This window comes from Bordetella ansorpii (assembly GCF_900078315.1).
In the GTDB taxonomy this organism is placed as follows: Bacteria; Pseudomonadota; Gammaproteobacteria; order Burkholderiales; family Burkholderiaceae_B; genus Bordetella; species Bordetella ansorpii.
In genome coordinates this window covers 195,044-211,800 of the sequence record NZ_FKBS01000017.1, presented here as the reverse complement: position 1 = coordinate 211,800, position 16,757 = coordinate 195,044, and the positions used below count along the sequence as shown (strand labels likewise).

The 16,757-nt window shown below is 69.0% G+C and carries 18 protein-coding genes; 8 read left to right on the top strand and 10 right to left on the bottom strand.

All coding sequences use genetic code 11. From position 1 onward, the window contains the following. The first annotated feature begins 146 nt into the window (after positions 1-146). On the top strand, positions 147-1,709 hold the full coding sequence (locus A7W11_RS15965; RefSeq protein ID WP_066415013.1) for a PepSY-associated TM helix domain-containing protein: 1,563 nt from the start codon (positions 147-149) through the stop codon (positions 1,707-1,709). Positions 1,710-1,797: 88 nt separating this feature from the next. Here the strand turns inward: A7W11_RS15965 and A7W11_RS15960 are convergent, their stop codons facing one another. The 4 genes from A7W11_RS15960 to A7W11_RS15945 form a co-directional block, all read right to left on the bottom strand. Next, positions 1,798-3,072: an RNA polymerase sigma factor gene (locus tag A7W11_RS15960; protein ID WP_066415011.1), complete on the bottom strand. Its 1,275-nt coding sequence runs from the start codon at positions 3,070-3,072 to the stop codon at positions 1,798-1,800. After that, entirely contained in the window at positions 3,069-3,479 is a 411-nt protein-coding gene (locus A7W11_RS15955; protein WP_066415008.1) for a VOC family protein, read from the bottom strand. The genes A7W11_RS15960 and A7W11_RS15955 overlap by 4 nt, the downstream gene beginning before the upstream one ends. Positions 3,480-3,510: 31 nt before the next feature. Continuing rightward, a complete protein-coding gene (locus A7W11_RS15950; protein WP_066415003.1) occupies positions 3,511-3,927 on the bottom strand; it encodes a YciI family protein in 417 nt (138 codons plus the stop codon). 119 nt (positions 3,928-4,046) lie between these two features. Continuing rightward, positions 4,047-4,400, bottom strand: coding sequence for a YciI family protein (locus A7W11_RS15945; RefSeq protein ID WP_066415001.1), 354 nt, complete (start codon positions 4,398-4,400; stop codon positions 4,047-4,049). A 252-nt stretch (positions 4,401-4,652) separates the two neighbouring features. Between A7W11_RS15945 and A7W11_RS15940 the strand changes: the two genes are divergently transcribed. From A7W11_RS15940 to A7W11_RS15915, 6 genes are all read left to right on the top strand, one after another. Further along, a complete protein-coding gene (locus A7W11_RS15940) occupies positions 4,653-5,675 on the top strand; it encodes an ABC transporter substrate-binding protein (RefSeq protein WP_066414998.1) in 1,023 nt (340 codons plus the stop codon). Then, positions 5,672-6,481, top strand: a complete 810-nt coding sequence (locus A7W11_RS15935; RefSeq protein WP_082887278.1) for an ABC transporter permease — start codon at positions 5,672-5,674, stop codon at positions 6,479-6,481. Before A7W11_RS15940 ends, A7W11_RS15935 begins: the two co-directional genes overlap by 4 nt. Further along, positions 6,481-7,209: an ABC transporter ATP-binding protein gene (locus A7W11_RS15930; protein WP_412778733.1), complete on the top strand. Its 729-nt coding sequence runs from the start codon at positions 6,481-6,483 to the stop codon at positions 7,207-7,209. The genes A7W11_RS15935 and A7W11_RS15930 overlap by 1 nt, the downstream gene beginning before the upstream one ends. Next, the gene (locus tag A7W11_RS15925) at positions 7,202-7,510 is read left to right on the top strand and encodes a DsrE family protein (RefSeq protein ID WP_066414987.1); all 309 of its coding nucleotides are present in this window, start codon (positions 7,202-7,204) and stop codon (positions 7,508-7,510) included. The genes A7W11_RS15930 and A7W11_RS15925 overlap by 8 nt, the downstream gene beginning before the upstream one ends. An 81-nt stretch (positions 7,511-7,591) precedes the next feature. Next, a complete protein-coding gene (locus A7W11_RS15920) occupies positions 7,592-8,881 on the top strand; it encodes a DUF2254 domain-containing protein (protein ID WP_173678823.1) in 1,290 nt (429 codons plus the stop codon). 116 nt (positions 8,882-8,997) lie between these two features. Next, positions 8,998-9,669 carry an HD domain-containing protein gene (locus tag A7W11_RS15915; RefSeq protein ID WP_156523114.1) on the top strand — a complete coding sequence of 224 codons (672 nt, stop codon included), beginning with the start codon at positions 8,998-9,000 and terminating at the stop codon, positions 9,667-9,669. Positions 9,670-9,718: 49 nt separating this feature from the next. On the opposite strand, the gene A7W11_RS15910 is transcribed toward A7W11_RS15915, so the two are convergent. Then, positions 9,719-10,741, bottom strand: coding sequence for an OmpA/MotB family protein (locus A7W11_RS15910; protein WP_066414983.1), 1,023 nt, complete (start codon positions 10,739-10,741; stop codon positions 9,719-9,721). Then, positions 10,738-11,592 (bottom strand): motility protein A, encoded by an 855-nt coding sequence (locus tag A7W11_RS15905; protein WP_066414979.1) that lies wholly within the window; start codon positions 11,590-11,592, stop codon positions 10,738-10,740. The genes A7W11_RS15910 and A7W11_RS15905 overlap by 4 nt, the downstream gene beginning before the upstream one ends. Positions 11,593-11,959: 367 nt before the next feature. Here A7W11_RS15905 and A7W11_RS15900 point away from each other — a divergent pair, with 367 nt between their 5' ends. Continuing rightward, positions 11,960-13,489, top strand: coding sequence for an NYN domain-containing protein (locus tag A7W11_RS15900; RefSeq protein ID WP_066414977.1), 1,530 nt, complete (start codon positions 11,960-11,962; stop codon positions 13,487-13,489). Between the two features lie 92 nt (positions 13,490-13,581). Here the strand turns inward: A7W11_RS15900 and A7W11_RS15895 are convergent, their stop codons facing one another. The 4 genes from A7W11_RS15895 to A7W11_RS15880 form a co-directional block, all read right to left on the bottom strand. Continuing rightward, the gene (locus A7W11_RS15895) at positions 13,582-13,782 is read right to left on the bottom strand and encodes a DUF3008 family protein (protein ID WP_066414974.1); all 201 of its coding nucleotides are present in this window, start codon (positions 13,780-13,782) and stop codon (positions 13,582-13,584) included. A 305-nt stretch (positions 13,783-14,087) separates the two neighbouring features. Continuing rightward, positions 14,088-14,837, bottom strand: a complete 750-nt coding sequence (locus A7W11_RS15890) for an ABC transporter ATP-binding protein (protein WP_066414972.1) — start codon at positions 14,835-14,837, stop codon at positions 14,088-14,090. Further along, complete coding sequence (locus A7W11_RS15885; protein ID WP_066414970.1) at positions 14,834-15,640, bottom strand: ABC transporter ATP-binding protein; 807 nt, start codon at positions 15,638-15,640, stop codon at positions 14,834-14,836. The genes A7W11_RS15890 and A7W11_RS15885 overlap by 4 nt, the downstream gene beginning before the upstream one ends. Further along, positions 15,633-16,754, bottom strand: a complete 1,122-nt coding sequence (locus A7W11_RS15880; RefSeq protein WP_066414965.1) for a branched-chain amino acid ABC transporter permease — start codon at positions 16,752-16,754, stop codon at positions 15,633-15,635. The genes A7W11_RS15885 and A7W11_RS15880 overlap by 8 nt, the downstream gene beginning before the upstream one ends. Positions 16,755-16,757: the final 3 nt, after the last annotated feature.

Here is a 16,757-nt window from a genome sequence, read left to right as displayed (position 1 = left end):
TATGAAATAATCAATGGCAACGAGTCTCAATAGCGTCCAGGGGGCGGCTAGCAGCGGCACGCCACTCCCTCGCGGCAGCATTGCGCGGGTCTTCGTGCGGGCCGTTCGATCGCCACCGGGCGACCCAGCATGGATCGAGTAGCGGCATGAGAGCCGATGGCAAGCGCGAAGGGTTGCGGCAGGCGATGGCCTGGCTGCATACATGGTCAGGCCTGATCCTGGGCTGGCTGATGTTCATCATCTTCTTCACGGGCTCGCTGAGCTACGTGCGTGAAGAAATCACGCTGTGGATGCATCCCGAGGCGCATCGCGTGACCGAGTCCGCCGATGCCGCGTCGGTGGGACTGGCGCACTTGCAGCAGCAGGCGGCGCAGGCCACGCGCTGGTGGATCGACCTGCCAGGGCCGCGCGACAGCGGCATGGAGATCGCCTGGCGCAATCAGGAACCGCGCGGCCCCGTCACCCGCGTCACGCTGGATGCCGGATCGGGCCAGGCGCTGGCCGTGCGCGCCACCGAAGGCGGCGACTTCTTCTATCACCTGCATGGGCACCTGTACGGCATGCCGCGCCTGTGGGCGCGCGCGCTGATCGGCTTCGCCGCCGCGGTGATGTTCGTGGCGTTGATATGCGGGATCATCATCCACAAGAAGATCTTCGCCGACTTCTTCACGTTCCGGCCGGGCAAGGGCGCGCGCTCATGGATGGACGGGCACGCGGTGTCGGCGGTGCTGGCCTTGCCGTTCTATCTGGTGATGGCGTTCAGCGGCATGCTGCTGACCGGACCCAGCATCATGCCTTGGGCCAACCCGTCGTTGCCGGGGCCCGTCGTCGGCACCGACATCCGCGGCCGCATGGCGGCGCCCGATGCGAAGCAGGCCGATGCGGCGGCCACGCAGGTGCCACTGGAGCAGGCCCTGTCGGGCGTGCTGGCGCAGGCGCGCCAGGCGTGGGGCGAGGACGGCGTGGCGCGCATCGTCGTGATCGATCCCAATACCTCGCATGCGAGGTTCGATGTGCGGCGGCGCGGCGGCGGGCCGGTGCAGGCGGACGATCAACGGCTGTTCGATGCGTCGGGACGGCTCGTGGCCAGCGCAGGCGCGCCACCCGGCGCCGCGGTGGTCGTCTATGAAAGCCTGCAGGCCGTGCACCGCGGCCGCTATGCCGATGCCTTGCTGCGCAATCTGTTGTGGCTCTGTGGCCTGCTGGGGACGGCGATGGTCGTCAGCGGCCAACTGCTATGGGTGAACAAGCGCGTGCCATCGGGCAAGCGGCCCACCTTCGGCCAGCGGCTGGTGCAGGTGATCAATGCGGGCATCCTGGGCGGCGCGCCGATGGCCGTGGCGGCGTATTTCTGGATGAACCGGCTGGTGCCCGCCGGCATTGCCGGACGCGCGGGGGCCGAGGAACAGGGGTTCTTCATCGCGTGGGGCCTGTGCGTGCTGTGGGCGCTGGTGCGACCGTACCGGCAGGCGTGGCGCCTTCCGCTGGCGCTGGCCGCGCTGCTGCTGGCGGGCTTGCCCGTGCTGAACGCCGCGACGGGAGGGCTGGGATTGCCCGGCAGCATTGCGCGCGGGCAATGGGCCGTGGCGGCCTTCGATCTTTACGCGTTGGGATTGGCGGCGTTGCTGGGCTGGATCGCCTGGCGTTCGGGCCGCGTGCGTGCGGGGGCAAGGAGCGGGCGCGGCGCGGTGAAGACCGCGCCCGCCTGAGCTAGTGCCTGTCAACGCCAAAAGGAGCCTGGCGTGCGTTTCCGTTCGCACCCCGCCTGTGCCAGGCTCCTTTTGGCGTTGACAGGCCCTACTGCAGCATCTGGCGCGCGCGCTGCTCCAGCATCTGCTGTTCCGTGGCATTGCGGGTCATGCCCGCGGCGCGCAGGAACTCCTGGCGCGCTTCCTCGCGGCGGCCCAGCTTGGCCAGCAGATCGGCGCGCACGCTGGGCAACCAATGATAGTGCTTCAAGGCCGCATCGGCGGCCAGATCGTCCACGCAGTCCAGCCCGGCTTGCGGGCCATACGCCATGCCCACGGCGACCGCGCGGTTCAACGCCACGACGGGAGATGGCGCCACCTGCGCCAGCGCATCGTAGAGCGCCACGATGCGCGGCCAATCGGTATCCGCCGCCGTCGCCGCGCGCGCGTGGCAGGCCGCCAGCGCCGCCTGCAGCGCATACGGGCCATGCGCCCCGCCCAATGCCTCGGCGCGTTGCAATGCCGCCAGCCCGCGCCGGATCAGCAGGCGATCCCACTGGCTGCGGTCCTGCTCCATCAGCAGGATGGGCCTGCCTTGCGCATCCGTGCGCGCATTCAGGCGCGAGGCCTGGATCTCCATCAGCGCGCACAGCCCGTGCACCTCGCTGTCTTCGGGCGCCAGCCCGGCCAATATCCGGCCCAGCCTCAGCGCCTCGGTACACAGCGCTGGCCGCGTCCAGTCCTCGCCCGCCGTGGCCGAATAGCCTTCATTGAAGATCAGGTAGATCACTTCCAGCACCGAGGCCATGCGTCCCGCCCGCTCATCCGGGCCCGGCACTTCGAAAGGCACGCGGGCGGCCGACAGCGTGCGCTTGGCGCGCACGATGCGCTGCGCGATGGTGGGCTCGGGCGCGAGGAAGGCGCGCGCGATCTCGGCGGTGGACAGCCCGCCCAGCACCCGCAGCGTCAGCGCCACGCGCGCGTCGGCCGACAGCACCGGGTGGCACGCGGTGAAGACCAGGCGCAACAGGTCGTCGCCGATGTCGTCCTGCCGCTTCGCGTCCAGCGCCTCGACGAAATCCGGCTCGACGTGCTCGCTGCGCGACGCCAGGTCGTGGCCCAGTTCCTCGTGCTTGCGCGCATGCAGCGTCTGCTGGCGCAGCATGTCGCGCGCACGGTTCTTGGCGGTGGTCATCAGCCAGGCTCCGGGGTTGTCGGGCACGCCGGTTTGCGGCCAGTGCTCCAGCGCGCTCACCAGCGCGTCCTGCGCCAGTTCCTCGGCCAGGCCGACGTCGCGCACCAGGCGTGCGACGCCCGCGATGACCTTCGCGGCCTCGATGCGCCAGACCGCCTCGATGGCGCGGTTGGCAGCTTCCCGGCTCATTGCGCGCCGCCCATGGCCTCCGGATTCATGTAGAACACTTCCCACGCATGGCCGTCCAGGTCGTCGAAGCCGTGCTGGTACATGAAGCCATGGTCCTGCGCCTTGCGCGGCGCGGTGGCGCCGGCGGCCAGGGCCTTTTCCACCATGGCCTCGACCTCGGCGCGGCTGTCGCAGTTCAGCGCGATCAGCACTTCGGTGGCTTTGCTGGCGTCGGCGACGGGCTTGCTGCAGAAGGTCTTGAAGTAGTCGCGCACCAGCAGCATGGCGTGGATGTTCTCGCCGATTATCATGCAGGTGGCGTTCTTGTCGGTGAACTGCGGGTTGAAGCTGAACCCCAGTTCGGTGAAGAAGGCGACGGACTTGTCCAGGTCGGCCACGGGCAGGTTGACGAAGATTTGCTTGGGCATGATGTGTGTCTCGCTTGCAGGAAAGGAGCGCTCAGGCGCGCGCGTGGTCGATCTGATTGGACGGCTCGATGGCGGGGCCGGGCAGGAAGTCTTCCAGCTCGAACACGCGGCGGACTTCGATGGCGCACTCCTTGCCCGCGCCGCGCGGGTTGGGATAGCGCCTGCTCCATTCCAGGGCCTCTTCGGGCGTGCGGACCTGGATCAGGGTGTAGCCGGCAATCAACTCCTTGCTGTCGGCGAAGGGGCCGTCGATCACGCGGCGGCGATCCTCGCCGTCGTATTGCACGCGCCAGCCTTCGGCGGTGCGGCGCAGGCCGCTGGCGTCCAGCAGCACGCCCGCGCGGGCCAGTTCGTCGTGATAGACGCCCATGGCGGCCAGCAGCGGCTCTTCGGGCATGAGACCGGCCTCGCTTTCGGGGCTGGCCTTGACGATGATCAGGTAGCGCATGTCGCAATCTCCTCGGGATCCGAAAGGGCCGCGGGATCGCGGCTTTCATGGACACGACGGATGGCATGCGGCCAGATCGACACGTGCGGAATGAAATCAGGGAAAACCCTTAATCGCCGTCACTCGAAACAGGGCCCGAGCTTGCGCACCTCGACCGTGCACCATTGGGCGGCGGGGCATTCCTGGGCGATGGCGATGGCTTCCTCGCGCGTGACGTTCTGCAGCAGGAAGAAGCCGCCGATCATTTCCTTGGCCTCGGCATAGGGGCCGTCCAGCAGGGTGGCGCGGCCCTCGCGCGATTGCACGCGCACGCTCTCGCTGGTCGAGGCCAGCGAACGCGCATCGACCAGCTTGCCGCGCTCGTGCAGGGCCTCGCCATACTCGACCATGGCGGCGTAGGCGGCGCGGCCTTGTTCTTCGGTGCGTTCGGCGCGCTGGCCGACGGGTTCGACGATAAGCAGCATGTACGACATGGAAGGCTCCAACGAACGGGGCGCCAGCCGGAAGGCGGCAGGTGGCGGGAATCTCTGCCGGGTTGTACGCCGCCTGGCCTGAGGGATGCAAGAGGCGTTTGCGGCGCGGGCCGGGGAGTTTGCGCCAGCATCACGACCTAAGCATATAACTAAAAATTATTAATTCTTTTTTCTAACTTTCTTAGAATCATAAGAAATCAAGAGCCACGTCCATGACTGGCCTGTCTCACCTCCCGCACTAGGAAAAGAATCATGTTGCGCAAGTTGTACGCCGCCGCGCTGCTGGCCGCAGGGCTGTCCAGCGTCTCCCTGGCCGCGTCGGCCGCCGGTCCCGCGCTGGAAATCGGCTACCTGCCCATCCTGCCGGATGCCCAGTTGTTCGTCGCGCTGGAAAACGGCACGCTGCAGCCCGCCGGTGCGCCCGCGCCCAGGCTGGTGTCGTTCCAGAGCGGCCCGGCGATGACGCAGGCCCTGATCGCCGGCCAACTGGACGTGGCGTACGTGGGCATCGGCCCCGCGCTGGTGGCGCGGGCCAAGGGCGCCGACATCAAGGTGGTGGCGTCCAACATCGTCGAGCAGGTCAGCGTGGTGGCGCTGGGCGAACTGGCGCCGTATTTCGCCTCGGGCGACCCGTCGACGGCTTTTGCGCGTTTCGCCAAGGACAAGGGCCGCAAGGCCAGGATCGCCAGCTATCCCAAGGGCGCCGTGCCCGAGGCGGCGCTGCAGCACTGGATCCGCAAAGCGCTGAAGGCCAATCCGGCCGACATCGACTTCATCTACCAGGGCGAGGCGCAGATCCAGCAGTCGCTGACGACCGGCGCCATCGATGGCGGCGCGGTGCTCGAGCCGACCACCAGCACCGTGCAGCGCCGCGTGCCCGAGGCGCGCGTGGTGGCCCGTGGTTCGCAACTGTTTCCCAAGCAGCCGGGCGCCGTGCTGGTGGTGCGCGAGACGCTGATTGCCGAGCATCCCGAACTGGTGCAGCAACTGGTGCGCGCGCAGATCGACGCCAGCAAGCTGCTGCGTGACGATCCAGCCAAGGCATCGGGCTACGTGCAGAAGTACGTGGGCGGCGGCCGCCTGGATCCGGCGCTGGTGCAGCAGGCCATCCGCAACTCGCACGATCAGTTCGAGGCCGATCCGCGCGTGATCATCAAGCCGACCGGGCAACTGCAGGACTTCCAGGCCGAACTGGGCACCCAGGCCGAACGCGCCGACATCGCGCAGCTGTTCGATACCCGCTTCTACGAGGCCGCGGCCAAGGCCGTCCAATGAGCCAGGCCGCTGCCACGCTGGCGAGCCGGGCGCCGGCCACGGCTGCCCCCAGGCTGCCTGGCCTGCGCCGCGCGCTCTACGGGCTGCTGGGTATCGCGCTGTTCGTGGCCTTCTGGAAAGCCGCGCTGGCCTGGGAATGGGCCCCGCGCGGCACCTTGCCGGATCCCTTCGCCCTGCCGGGCGCGCTGGCGCGCGAATGGCAGTCGGGCCGCCTGTGGCCGGCCGCCATGTCCAGCCTGGTGCATTACTTCTGGGGGCTGACGCTGGGCACGGTGCTGGGCGTCTTCTTCGGTCTGGCGGCTGCCACGCTGCACCGCTTCGACATGCTGCAGGCCTATCTGGTGCGCGTGCTGCGGCCGATTCCGCCGCTGGCCTGGGTCGTGTTCGCCATCGCCTGGTTCAAGGTCAGCCACGCGGGCGCGGCCTTCGTCATCGCCATCGGGGTGTTCTGGCTGAACTATTTCGCCACCTATGCCGCGGTCCGCAACGTCGAGCCGCGCTTCTATGAACTGGCGCGCGCCTTCGGCCATGGCGGCTATGCGGCCCGCGCCTGGACGGTGACGCTGCCCGCCATCGCGCCGGGCGCGCTGGCGGGCGTGCGGGCCGGCATCGGCCAGGCCTGGATGACGCTGATCGCGGCCGAGCTGCTGGGCGTGCCCGGCATGGGCCAGGAAATGAACGCGGCGGCGGGCGTGGGCGCCTATGACGTCGTGGTGGTCTACATGCTGGCGATTTCGCTGGTGTACACGCTGTGCGACCTGGTGTTCGTGCAAGCCGAGAAGAGGGTGCTGCAATGGCGTCCGTGATGGCTTTCGAGAATTTCTCGTACACCCACCCGGGCGCGCAGGCGCCGGTGATCCGCGGGCTGTCGCTGGACATCGAGGCGGGCAGCTTCGTGGCGGTGGTGGGCGGCTCGGGCGTGGGCAAGTCCACGCTGCTGCGCGCCGCGGCTGGCCTGACCGAGCCGGGCGGCGGCACGGTGCGTTTTCATGGCACGGGCGCGCCGGACCGCCGGCCACGCGCAGTGGTGTTCCAGGACGGCCGGCTGATGCCGTGGCGCCGCGTCGATGCCAACGTGGCCTATGGCCTGGAAGGGCTGGAGCTGTCCAAGACGGACCGCCAGCAACGCGTGCGCGCGGCGCTGGCGCTGACGGGCATGGCGGCCTTCGAGCGCCGCTGGCCGCACCAGTTGTCGGGCGGACAGGCGCAGCGCGTGGGCATCGCCCGCGCCCTGGCCGTCAAGCCCGACCTGCTGCTGATGGACGAACCCTTCAGCGCGGTCGACGCCATCACGCGCCGCAATCTGCAGGCCGAACTGATCCGCGTGTGGGAGGCGTCGGGCGCGGCCGTCCTGTTCGTCACGCACGATATCGAGGAAGCCGTGTTCCTGGCGGACCGTGTGGTCGTGCTGGGCGGGCACCCGGCCTCGGTGGTGGGTACACTGGACATCGCCGAGCCGCGGCCACGTTCGCGGGTCGGTGCGTCCTTCGCGCGCGATGTCGCGACCGTTACCGAGCTGCTGCAGAATGCCTGAACCCCAACCCATCCGCCTGCTGATCCATGCTTCCACGCCGGAAGCGTTGCAACGCGCGCGCCGCAACGCGGCCAACCTGCTGAAGGCCGAGCCGTCGGCACAGGTGGAAATCGTGGTGAACGCGGGCGCGGTGGCCGCGGCGCTGGCCCAGCCGGACGCCACCGATACGCATCTGGCCGTGTGCGCGAACACGCTGGCCGCGGGCGGCCTGCAGGCGCCGGAAGGGCTGACGGTGGTGTCCGCCGCCGTGCTGCACCTGGCGCGCCGGCAGCAGGAAGGCTGGGCGTACATGCACGCCTGAGCGCTCGCAGGCCGGGATCCCGCCGCGCGCTGCTAACATCGGACCCCTGCATTTCTCGACGATAGGCGGGGGACTCCGGTCATGACGACGCGATGGGGATGGATGCTGGCGCGCGTGACACGCCGCTTGTGGGTGCGTGCCACGCTGATCGGCATCCTGGGCGTGGCGACCGCGGTGCTGGCCGCCGTCATCCAGCGTTATGTGCCCTGGGAGATTCCCGGCACCATCCGCGCCGACGCGGTCGACAGCATCCTGGCCATCATCGCGTCCAGCATGCTGACCGTCACCACATTCTCGCTCAGCGTCATGGTGTCGGCGTATGGTTCGGCCACCAGCAACGTCACGCCGCGCGCCACCCGGTTGCTGATGGAAGACCGGGTGACCCAGAACGTGCTGTCCACGTTCATCGGTTCGTTCCTGTTCAGCATCGTGGGCATCGTGGTGCTGAAAACCGGGGCCTACGGCGATCGCGGCCGGGCGATCCTGTTCGTGGTCACCATCGGCATCATCGTGCTGATCGTCGTCTCGTTGCTGCGCTGGATCGACCACCTGACGCGGCTCGGACGCGTGGGCGAGACCACCAGCCGGGTGGAGCAGGCGGCGAAACGGGCCATCGAGCAGCGCTTGCAGGAACCCTACCTGGGCGGCGTGCCGCTCCGGGATCCCGAGCACGAGGTGCCGGCCTCGGCGACGCCCGTGTACGCCCAGTCCATCGGCTACCTCCAGCACATCGACATGGCGGCGCTGGCGCGGTGCGGCCAGACGCTCGACGCCGATGTTTTCGTGCCGTTGAATCCGGGCGCATTCGTCTATCCGGACTCCGTCCTGGCATGGGTGGGACCGCATCCGGCGGGGGACGATCCGCAGCCGGCCTACGACGCTCTTCTGGCCGCTTTCGCCATTGGCGACGAGCGCGACTTCGACCAGGATCCGCGCTTCGGGCTGGCGGTGATGAGCGAGATCGGCTCACGGGCCTTGTCCGCGGCCGTCAACGACACGGGGACGGCGATCGACGTGATCGGCAGGACCACGCGGTTGCTCGGCGCTTGGGCTAGCGGCGGCCAGACGATCGCGGACGCCGACGTCACGTATCCCCGCGTGCACGTGGCGCCGTTGCTGACCGCCGATCTGTTCGAGGATGCTTTCCTGACGCTGGCGCGCGATGGCGCCGGGTTGATCGAGGTGCAACTGCGCCTGCGCAAGTCCTTGCTGGCGCTGGCACGGATGGGGGATGCCGATTTCCAGGCTGCCGCCTTGCATCAGGCCGAGGTGGCGCTGCTGCGTGCGCAAACCGCGCTGGCGTTGGATGCCGAGCGGGCGCGGTTGCGCGAGGTAACCGGGGCGCCGTCAGGTGTCCGGCCCCGGGCCTAACCCGATCGGCGGGACGGTGTATGCTGTGTTTTTATACAGATGTCAGGCCGCCATAGGGCCTGGACGACGCGCGGCCCCCAATGGGGCACGCCGGTCCGGATGGCCAGAATTCTTCCATGCACACCGATTCCCCCGACTGGACCTCCCGCTTCATCGCCATCGCCGCCGAGCAGGCCGATGGCGACGGGGCGCACGATCTGAACCACCTGCACCGTGTCTGGAACGTGGCCGCCATGCTGCTGGCCGAGCATCCCGGGGCCGACGCGCTGGCGGTCCAGGCCGCCTGCTACCTGCACGACCTGGTCAATCTGCCCAAGAACCACCCCGAGCGTGCCCAGGCCTCGCGCATGGCCGCCGAACTGGCCCGCCGCAAGCTGGCCGACATCGGGTTTCCCGCCGACAAACTGCCGGTGGCGTGCCATGCCATCGAGGCGCACAGCTTCTCCGCCGGCATCGCGCCGCGCAGCATCGAAGCCGCCATCGTGCAGGATGCGGATCGGCTGGATGCGTTGGGGGCGGTGGGCCTGGCGCGGCTGTTCTACACGGCTGGCCGCATGGGCTCGGCGTTCGCGCATCCGTCGGATCCACTGGGGCATGACCGGGAACTGAACGACCAGGCCTATGCGCTGGATCACATCGAATGCAAGCTGGCGGGGTTGCCGGCGTCGATGCAGACTGAGGCGGCGCGCCGCTTGGCGCAGACGCGCGTGGCGTGGCTGCGCGAGTTCAGGGATACGTTCGTGGCGGAATGGGGGCAGTTCGCGGCTGGCGCCGTACCGGCGGACTGAGCCGTCTTGTTGGCATCCTGAACGGGGCTGGCGTATGCTAGCCCGTGTGTCATTGCGCGGATGCGCCCGATGCGCGAGCCGGCGGTGCCTCGGCGGCGTGAGGCGCGGCGGGGGCGGCTGCCTGGGCGTCGGACGCCGCCGTGGTCGCGGGTTCAGGGGCCGATGCCGCCTTGGCATTTTCGCCCTCCTTCGGCGCCGTCCGCATGATCAGTTCCACGCGGCGGTTCGCGGCGCGGCCCTGGGCGGTGTCGTTGGGCTGCAGCGGATGCGTATCCGCGTAGCCCACCGCCCGCAGGCGGTTGCCGTCCACGCCGTCGCGCACCAGTTCGCGCAGCACGCTGGTGGCGCGGCTGGTGGACAGTTCCCAGTTGGACGGGAACTGGCGCGTCTGGATCGGCACGTCGTCGCTATGGCCTTCGATCGACAGGGGATGGTTGCTGCGGTTGACCACGCCGGCCAGCTTCTTGATCAGGCCCAGCCCGGAGGGACTGAGCGAGGCCTGGCCCGACGGGAACAGCAGTTCGGTGCTGATGCGGAAGCTGACCGACTGGCTGTTCACCATCACCTGGATCGAGTCGCCCAGGCCGTCCAGGCCCATGTCGGCGATGGACGGCGGGGGCGGGGGAGCAGGCACCATCGGGCCGTCTTCCACGGTTTCGGTGGGTTCGTGCACCGGGCCCGCGGGCGGGGTGGCGGGGGCGGGCAGATGCGCCCATTCGGCGGGGATCGTGGGCAGGCCGTCGATCCGGTCGAGGTCGCCCTGGTAGGCGGGCAGGCCGCCGCGCGCCACCGAGCCCACCACGGCGATGGGCTGGTCGTGCGTGGTGTGCCAGCCGTACATGCGCGTCACGCCCAGCATCACCACCAGCATGGCCAGCAGCAGCGTCAGCAGGTCGAGATAGGTGATGAGCCAGTTGTCGGGCTCGTGGTCGACCGCTTCGGGTACGTGCCAGCGCGCGAAGCGGTCCGCGTGGTTCCGGTTGGCGCGCGTGATGGGCGAGGCGCGCTTGCGCTCGGCGCGCCGGCGCTCTTCGATCAGGTCGGCCAGCGAGGACCGTGCCGCGCCGCTCATTGCCGCGCCGCCGCCTTGACGGGCGCCGCGGCGGGCGCGGCAGGGACGCGGCGGGGCGCCGGCTTGAGGTCGGGCTGGCCGCCGTCGTAGACTTCGTCCTCGACCTGCATCATGAAGGAGTTCAGCGTCTCGCGCACCACGGCCGGGCCGCGGCGCTCGCACATCATCGAGATGCCTTGCAGCACCATGTTCAGCAGGGTGACGCGGCGCTCGGTGCGGCGTTCGAGCTTCACGGCCACGGGTTTGCACAGCAGGTTGGCCAGCAGCAGGCCGTAGAAGGTGGTCATCAGCGCCACGGCCAGATGGCGCGCGATGGCGTCCATGGCGCCATCGCCCAGGACCGACATCAGGTTGATGAGGCCGACCAGCGTGCCCAGCATGCCGAAGGCCGGCGCGAAGCTGGCCATGGTGCGGAACATCTGGGCCTCGGCCTGTTCACGCGCGCGCATGCGGGCGATGCGCCACTGCAGCAGCTCGATGATCTGTTCCTCGGGCGTGTTGTCGATGATGAGCTGCACGCCGGTGCGCAGGAAGGGATTGGATACCTTCTTCAGCGCGGCCTCGACCTTGTGCACGTCGTTGTTCATCCACAATTGGGACATGGCGACCAGTTCGTCGATGTCGCGTTGGGTGTCCCCGCGGTCGTTATGGAACACGGTGCGCACCAACGGGGGAATGCGGCGGATCTCGGCCAGCGGGTAGGCGATGAACAGGGCCGCGCAGGTGCCGCCCAGCACGATGGCCAGGCCGGGCAGGTTCAGGTAGGCCACCGAGTCGATCGCCGAAAAGGCGACGACCAGGATCAGGGTGATGACGCTCAGCAGCAGGCCGATGAGGGTGGACAGATTCATGAAGTTCAAGCCCCGATAGGGAAGCGCGCGGACGGACGGCAGGCATGGGCGCCGCGGTCGAGGACATCCGGCCCGAGGATTCTAGCCAGGGGGGGCGGCGTCCAATCGAACGAAAAAAGGCCGAAAACCTCAGGTTTGGGATTTGCTGGCCGTTAACCTCCGGTTGCGTCCGGCCGGGCTTGCCCCGCGAGGAGGCATGGGGCTGGCCCGGTGCGCCGCTCGATCGGCGCCGGGGCCGGGAGGCAAGATTCATGCGTCACTATTTTTGCCAGCCACACCGCGGGAATTTGCCGGTCTCCTGACCCGTGAGATCATCGGGGATTGATTCCGGTGGCCGTCATGCCGGACCTCTTTTCAGGAGCACCGAATGCCCACCCCCCAAGACAGCGCCAGCATGGCGGTGTTCTGCGACTTCGAGAATCTTGCGCTGGGTGTGCGAGACGCCAACTACGCCCGCCTGGATATCCGCCTGGTGCTCGAGCGGTTGCTGCTCAAGGGCAGCATCGTGGTCAAGAAAGCCTATTGCAACTGGGAGCGCTACCGCGAATTCAAGGAGGGCATGCACGAGGCCAATTTCGAGCTGATCGAGATCCCGCACGTGCGGCAGTCGGGCAAGAATTCCGCCGACATCCGCCTGGTGGTGGATGCGCTGGACCTCTGCTACACCAAGAGCCACGTCGACACCTTCGTCATCATCAGCGGCGACTCGGATTTCTCGCCGCTGGTGTCCAAGCTGCGCGAGAACGCCAAGCGGGTGATCGGGGTGGGCGTCAAGCGCGCGACGTCGGACCTGCTGGTGGCCAATTGCGACGAGTTCATCTTCTACGACGACCTGGAGCGTGAGCGCCGCCGGGCGGCCGAAGCGCGCAATCCGGTGGCCGCCCCGCCTGTCGCCGCCACGGCCGTGGCGCAGCCGACGCTGGACGAGGCCGAGAAGCGCAAGCGGCAGGCGCTGGAACTGATCGTGCAGACCTTCGACGCCTTGACGACGGAAGAGGGCGACAGCCAGCGTATCTGGGCTTCCACGTTGAAGAATGCGATCAAGCGGCGCAAGCCGGATTTTTCCGAGTCGTATCACGGCTTCAAGGCCTTCGGACACTTGCTGGAAGAGGCGCAGGCGCGCGGACTGCTGACGCTGGGACGCGACGAGCGGTCCGGCACCTACGTCAGCCGGGCGGCCGCGCCGGACCTGATGGTGCGGACCGAGGAGCGAAAGCCCAGAGGGGCGCGGCAGGGCCTGGCCGGACAGTCGGGACGGCGTAGAGGCGGTGCGGCGCGCAACAGATCGGCTGAGGCCAATATTCATGCCGACGCGGCCGAGTCCCGGTCAAATGAGGATCGGGCATTGCCGAACGGGTCAGGCCAGACGCCGAACGCGGCGGCTGTGACGCCCGCGGCCAGTGGGCCGCCGACGCGGGCGACCGACAACGGTGCGGCGGTTTCCACACCAAGCGCGCCGGAAACCACCAATACGAATCCGCCGCCGCGTGGTGCCGCCGAGGCCGTTGAGGGCAATCGTCAATCGAAGACCCGCAGAGGCGGGGGCGCAAGGGCACGTGCGGAGGCTGCGAAAGAGGGGGGCGCGGAAGGCGTGGCACCCTCCGTCAGCGACCGCTCGCAATCGGAGGATGAGCGGCAGTCACCCATAGCCGAGCGCCAGCGCCAACCCGCTTCATCGGCCTTGGCTGGCGTACCGATTCCGACGATTTCGCCACTGGGCGCGACGCCAAAGGCGGCGGTCACCGAGGCCGCGCAGGCACCCGCCAAGCCTGCCAGAAAGTCTGTCAGGAAGGCCGCGACGACCAAGGCCAAGGCGACCAAGGACGCCGCCGCGCCGGCCAAGGCGGTGAAGCGCCCGCGCGCGGCGAAAAAGGCGAAGGCAGCCGACGAAAGCTGATCGGGTAGCCCGCCGGACAAGGACGCGGGCGGAACTGCGGACAAGAGCGGCGGACGTGGCGCCGGAATCGTCGGCGCGGCCCGCCCTGCCCGCTAGTGATGCGAGCGGGAAGCGTGCTTGTGCTGGGGCTTGCCGCCCCGCGAGGTGTGCGCCATTTCTTCCAGTTCCGGCTTGCTCATCGAGTCGTACATGGATTTGGACGCACCCTTCAGGTCGCGGACCTTGGTGTCGCCCTTCTTGGCGGACAGGGCCGCGCCTGCGGCCTTTTGCTGGGCTTGGGACTTGGCTGGCATGGAGGATCTCCTTGACAGAGGTCGTCGTCTCGGTCCTGGGGGCGGCGCCGGCAGGATGCCGGCGCGTCCTTGCTACCGTGCATTCATGCTATCAACCACGCGCTGGCGTGGATGCAACGCCCCGTTGCCGGATGAAAACGGTCTGTGCCGGATCGGCGGCGCACGCGGGGCGAAGCGCCGGTGAGTCGGTTCGCGTTACATCATTTCCGGCAGGCGGGATACGCTTTCTGCCGTGGCCACGGCGAGCCGCCCCGTGGCGGGCATAGTGACGGGCGGCCGTGGCGTGTGCCGCGCATGCCCCATTCCTACACCCCCAGATACCGCGCCAACTGCTGCGGCCGCGCCGCGAAAGCCGCGCTGTCGCCGCTTTCCACGAGTCGCCCCTTCTCCATGACCACGCAGCGGTCTGTATGTGCCAGCACCGCGCGAAAATTGCGGTCGACGATCAGCGTGGACATGCCGGTGGCGCGGATGCGGCCGACGATGTTCCAGATCTCGGCCACGATCAGCGGCGCCAGGCCCTCGGTGGCCTCGTCCAGCACCAACAGGTCAGGGTTGGTCATCAAGGCCCGGCCGATGGCCAGCATCTGTTGCTCGCCGCCGGACAACTGCTGGCCGCCATGGTCCAGCCGTTCGCGCAGGCGGGGAAAGGTGTCCAGCACGCGCTCGTACGTCCAGCCTGCGCGCTGGCCGCGGCCGGCGCGGGCCGCCACGATCAGGTTCTCGCGCACGCTCAGGTTGGGGAAGATGCCGCGGCCCTCGGGCACGTAGGCCACGCCCAGCCGCGCGATGGCATGCGGCGCGGCGCGCGTGCAATCCCGGCCATCGACGTGCACGCTGCCCCGTTCGGCGCGCACCAGGCCCAGCAGGGTGCGGATCAGCGTGGTCTTGCCCATGCCGTTGCGTCCGACCAGGCCGATGGATTCGCCTGGGGACACGTCCAGGTCCACCCCGCGCAGCACGTGGCTGGCGCCGTAGTAGGTGTGCAGGCTGCGGGCCTGCACCAGCGGCTGCCCTGCGCTACGGCCATCCGATACGGTGGGGGCATGGGTCATGTGCGGGCTCCTGGTTCGGCGTGGGCAAACGACGTGGCCACGTCCGGCATGGTCGTGTCGTCCTCGCCCAGATACGCGGTCTGCACCGCCGGGTTGGCGCGGATCGTGGCCGGATCGCCGCTGGCGATGGCGCAGCCGTTGACCATCACGGTGATGGTTTCGGCCACGCGGAACACCGCGTCCATGTCGTGCTCGACCAGCAGAATGGCGTGCTCCCGCTTCAACGCCTGCAGCAGGTCCAGGATGCGGTCGGTTTCTTCAGGTCCCATGCCGGCCAGCGGCTCGTCCAGCAGCAGCACGTCGGGCTGCCCGGCCAGGCACATGGCGATCTCCAACTGGCGTTTGCGGCCGTGCGGCAGTTGGCCCGCCGGGCGCTGGGCATCCGCCTGCAGGCCGGTGCTGTCCATGGCCCGGCACGCCATATCGGTGCTGTGCGCGCAGCCTTCGGCGCTGCGCCACCAGTGCCAGAAGCGCTGCCGGCCGGCCTGGGCGGCCAGGCGGCAGTTCTCGTGCACGGTCAGTTCCGGAAAGAGGGTCGAGCGTTGATAGGTGCGGCCCAGGCCCGCACGCGCGCGGCGCGGTTGCGGCCAGGCGGTGACGTCTTCGTTGCCCAGCCGTACGGTGCCGCCGCTGGGGGGCAGTTCGCCGGACAGGATGTTGATCAGCGTGGACTTGCCCGCGCCGTTGGTGCCGATGACGGCATGCACGGCGCCCCGATGCAGTTCGAGCGAGACGCCGTCCACGGCCACGAGACCGCCGAAACGGCGCGTGATGCCGGTGGCGGCAAGCATGACGTCAGCCATGGGGGCCTCCGGAAGCGATGAGGGTAGGGCGGCCGCTTCGCGCGGCGCCGTCTCGCGAGGACTCGGCGCGGCTGGGCGAGGCCGCCTCCTCGCGCGCGTCATCCGGCGTGGAGGCGTCCGCCAGGGCATGCGTGCCCGGCGCTTTGCCCGTGCCGCGCAGCCGCGCCGGCAGGCCGATCAGCCCATCCGGCAACAGCGCCACCAGTGCGATGATGGCCAGCCCCAGCGACAGGTGCCAGTGCTGCGCATACGCGCCGAACACGGCCTCGGACTGGAACAGTTCCTGCAGCAGCACCAGCGAGGCCGCGCCCAGCACGGCGCCGCCGGGCCGGCGCAGGCCGCCCAGGATCACCATCAGCAAGGCCAGGCCGGACTGCTCCCAGGCCAGCAGTTCGGGCGTGACGAAGCCGTCCTTCAGGGCATACAGGAAGCCCGCCAGGCCGGCCAGCATGCCCGCCAGCACATAGGCCATCAGCTTGTAGGGATACGTGTCGTAGCCGGCCGCGCGCATGCGCTGCTCGCTGATGCGGATGCCGGCCAGCGCCGCGCCGAAGGGCGAGCGCCGCAGCATGCCGATGAACAGCCAGCCCAGCGCCAGGCAGGCCAGCGCGAAGAAATAGAAGGCGGTGTCGCTGGACAGGTCGAACAGCAGCCCGCCGCCCAGCGCGGGTTCCGGACGGAAATACAGGTAGATGCCGTCGCTGCCGCCGCCGACCTTGGTGTCGTGGAACACGTAGTACGCCATCTGCGAGAAGGCCAGCGTGACCATGATGAAGTAGATGCCGCGCGTGCGCAGCGCCAGCGCGCCGGTGACCAGCGCGTAGACGCCCGCGCCCAGCACCGCGGCGGGCAGCAGCCACCACAGCAGCGCCGGGCCGGCCTGTGGCGTCAGCAGCGCGGCGCCGTAGGCGCCGATACCGAAGAACGCCGCGTGCCCCAGGCTGACCAGGCCCGCGCCGCCCACCAGCAGCTGCAGGCTGAGGGCGAACAGCGCGTAGATCATGATCTTCAGCGCCAGTCCCGTGGCGTAGCCGCCCGCCAGCGACGGCACCACGGCCAATGCCAGCAGGACCAGCACAGGCACGAACAACGAAAGCGAAACAGCCTTGCGCATAAG

Excerpts from the sequence above, each read along its gene's own strand:
- A7W11_RS15945 (WP_066415001.1), bottom strand. The coding sequence starts at position 4,400 with ATGTCGTACATGCTGCTTATCGTCGAACCCGTCGGCCAGCGCGCCGAA.
- A7W11_RS15895 (WP_066414974.1), bottom strand. The coding sequence starts at position 13,782 with ATGCCAGCCAAGTCCCAAGCCCAGCAAAAGGCCGCAGGCGCGGCCCTG.
- A7W11_RS15925 (WP_066414987.1), top strand. The coding sequence starts at position 7,202 with ATGCCTGAACCCCAACCCATCCGCCTGCTGATCCATGCTTCCACGCCG.
- A7W11_RS15910 (WP_066414983.1), bottom strand. The coding sequence starts at position 10,741 with ATGAGCGGCGCGGCACGGTCCTCGCTGGCCGACCTGATCGAAGAGCGC.
- A7W11_RS15950 (WP_066415003.1), bottom strand. The coding sequence starts at position 3,927 with ATGCGCTACCTGATCATCGTCAAGGCCAGCCCCGAAAGCGAGGCCGGT.
- A7W11_RS15890 (WP_066414972.1), bottom strand. The coding sequence starts at position 14,837 with ATGACCCATGCCCCCACCGTATCGGATGGCCGTAGCGCAGGGCAGCCG.
- A7W11_RS15900 (WP_066414977.1), top strand. The coding sequence starts at position 11,960 with ATGCCCACCCCCCAAGACAGCGCCAGCATGGCGGTGTTCTGCGACTTC.
- A7W11_RS15955 (WP_066415008.1), bottom strand. The coding sequence starts at position 3,479 with ATGCCCAAGCAAATCTTCGTCAACCTGCCCGTGGCCGACCTGGACAAG.
- A7W11_RS15960 (WP_066415011.1), bottom strand. The coding sequence starts at position 3,072 with ATGAGCCGGGAAGCTGCCAACCGCGCCATCGAGGCGGTCTGGCGCATC.
- A7W11_RS15880 (WP_066414965.1), bottom strand. The coding sequence starts at position 16,754 with ATGCGCAAGGCTGTTTCGCTTTCGTTGTTCGTGCCTGTGCTGGTCCTG.
- A7W11_RS15920 (WP_173678823.1), top strand. The coding sequence starts at position 7,592 with ATGACGACGCGATGGGGATGGATGCTGGCGCGCGTGACACGCCGCTTG.
- A7W11_RS15935 (WP_082887278.1), top strand. The coding sequence starts at position 5,672 with ATGAGCCAGGCCGCTGCCACGCTGGCGAGCCGGGCGCCGGCCACGGCT.
- A7W11_RS15905 (WP_066414979.1), bottom strand. The coding sequence starts at position 11,592 with ATGAATCTGTCCACCCTCATCGGCCTGCTGCTGAGCGTCATCACCCTG.
- A7W11_RS15930 (WP_412778733.1), top strand. The coding sequence starts at position 6,481 with ATGGCTTTCGAGAATTTCTCGTACACCCACCCGGGCGCGCAGGCGCCG.
- A7W11_RS15915 (WP_156523114.1), top strand. The coding sequence starts at position 8,998 with ATGCACACCGATTCCCCCGACTGGACCTCCCGCTTCATCGCCATCGCC.
- A7W11_RS15965 (WP_066415013.1), top strand. The coding sequence starts at position 147 with ATGAGAGCCGATGGCAAGCGCGAAGGGTTGCGGCAGGCGATGGCCTGG.
- A7W11_RS15940 (WP_066414998.1), top strand. The coding sequence starts at position 4,653 with ATGTTGCGCAAGTTGTACGCCGCCGCGCTGCTGGCCGCAGGGCTGTCC.
- A7W11_RS15885 (WP_066414970.1), bottom strand. The coding sequence starts at position 15,640 with ATGGCTGACGTCATGCTTGCCGCCACCGGCATCACGCGCCGTTTCGGC.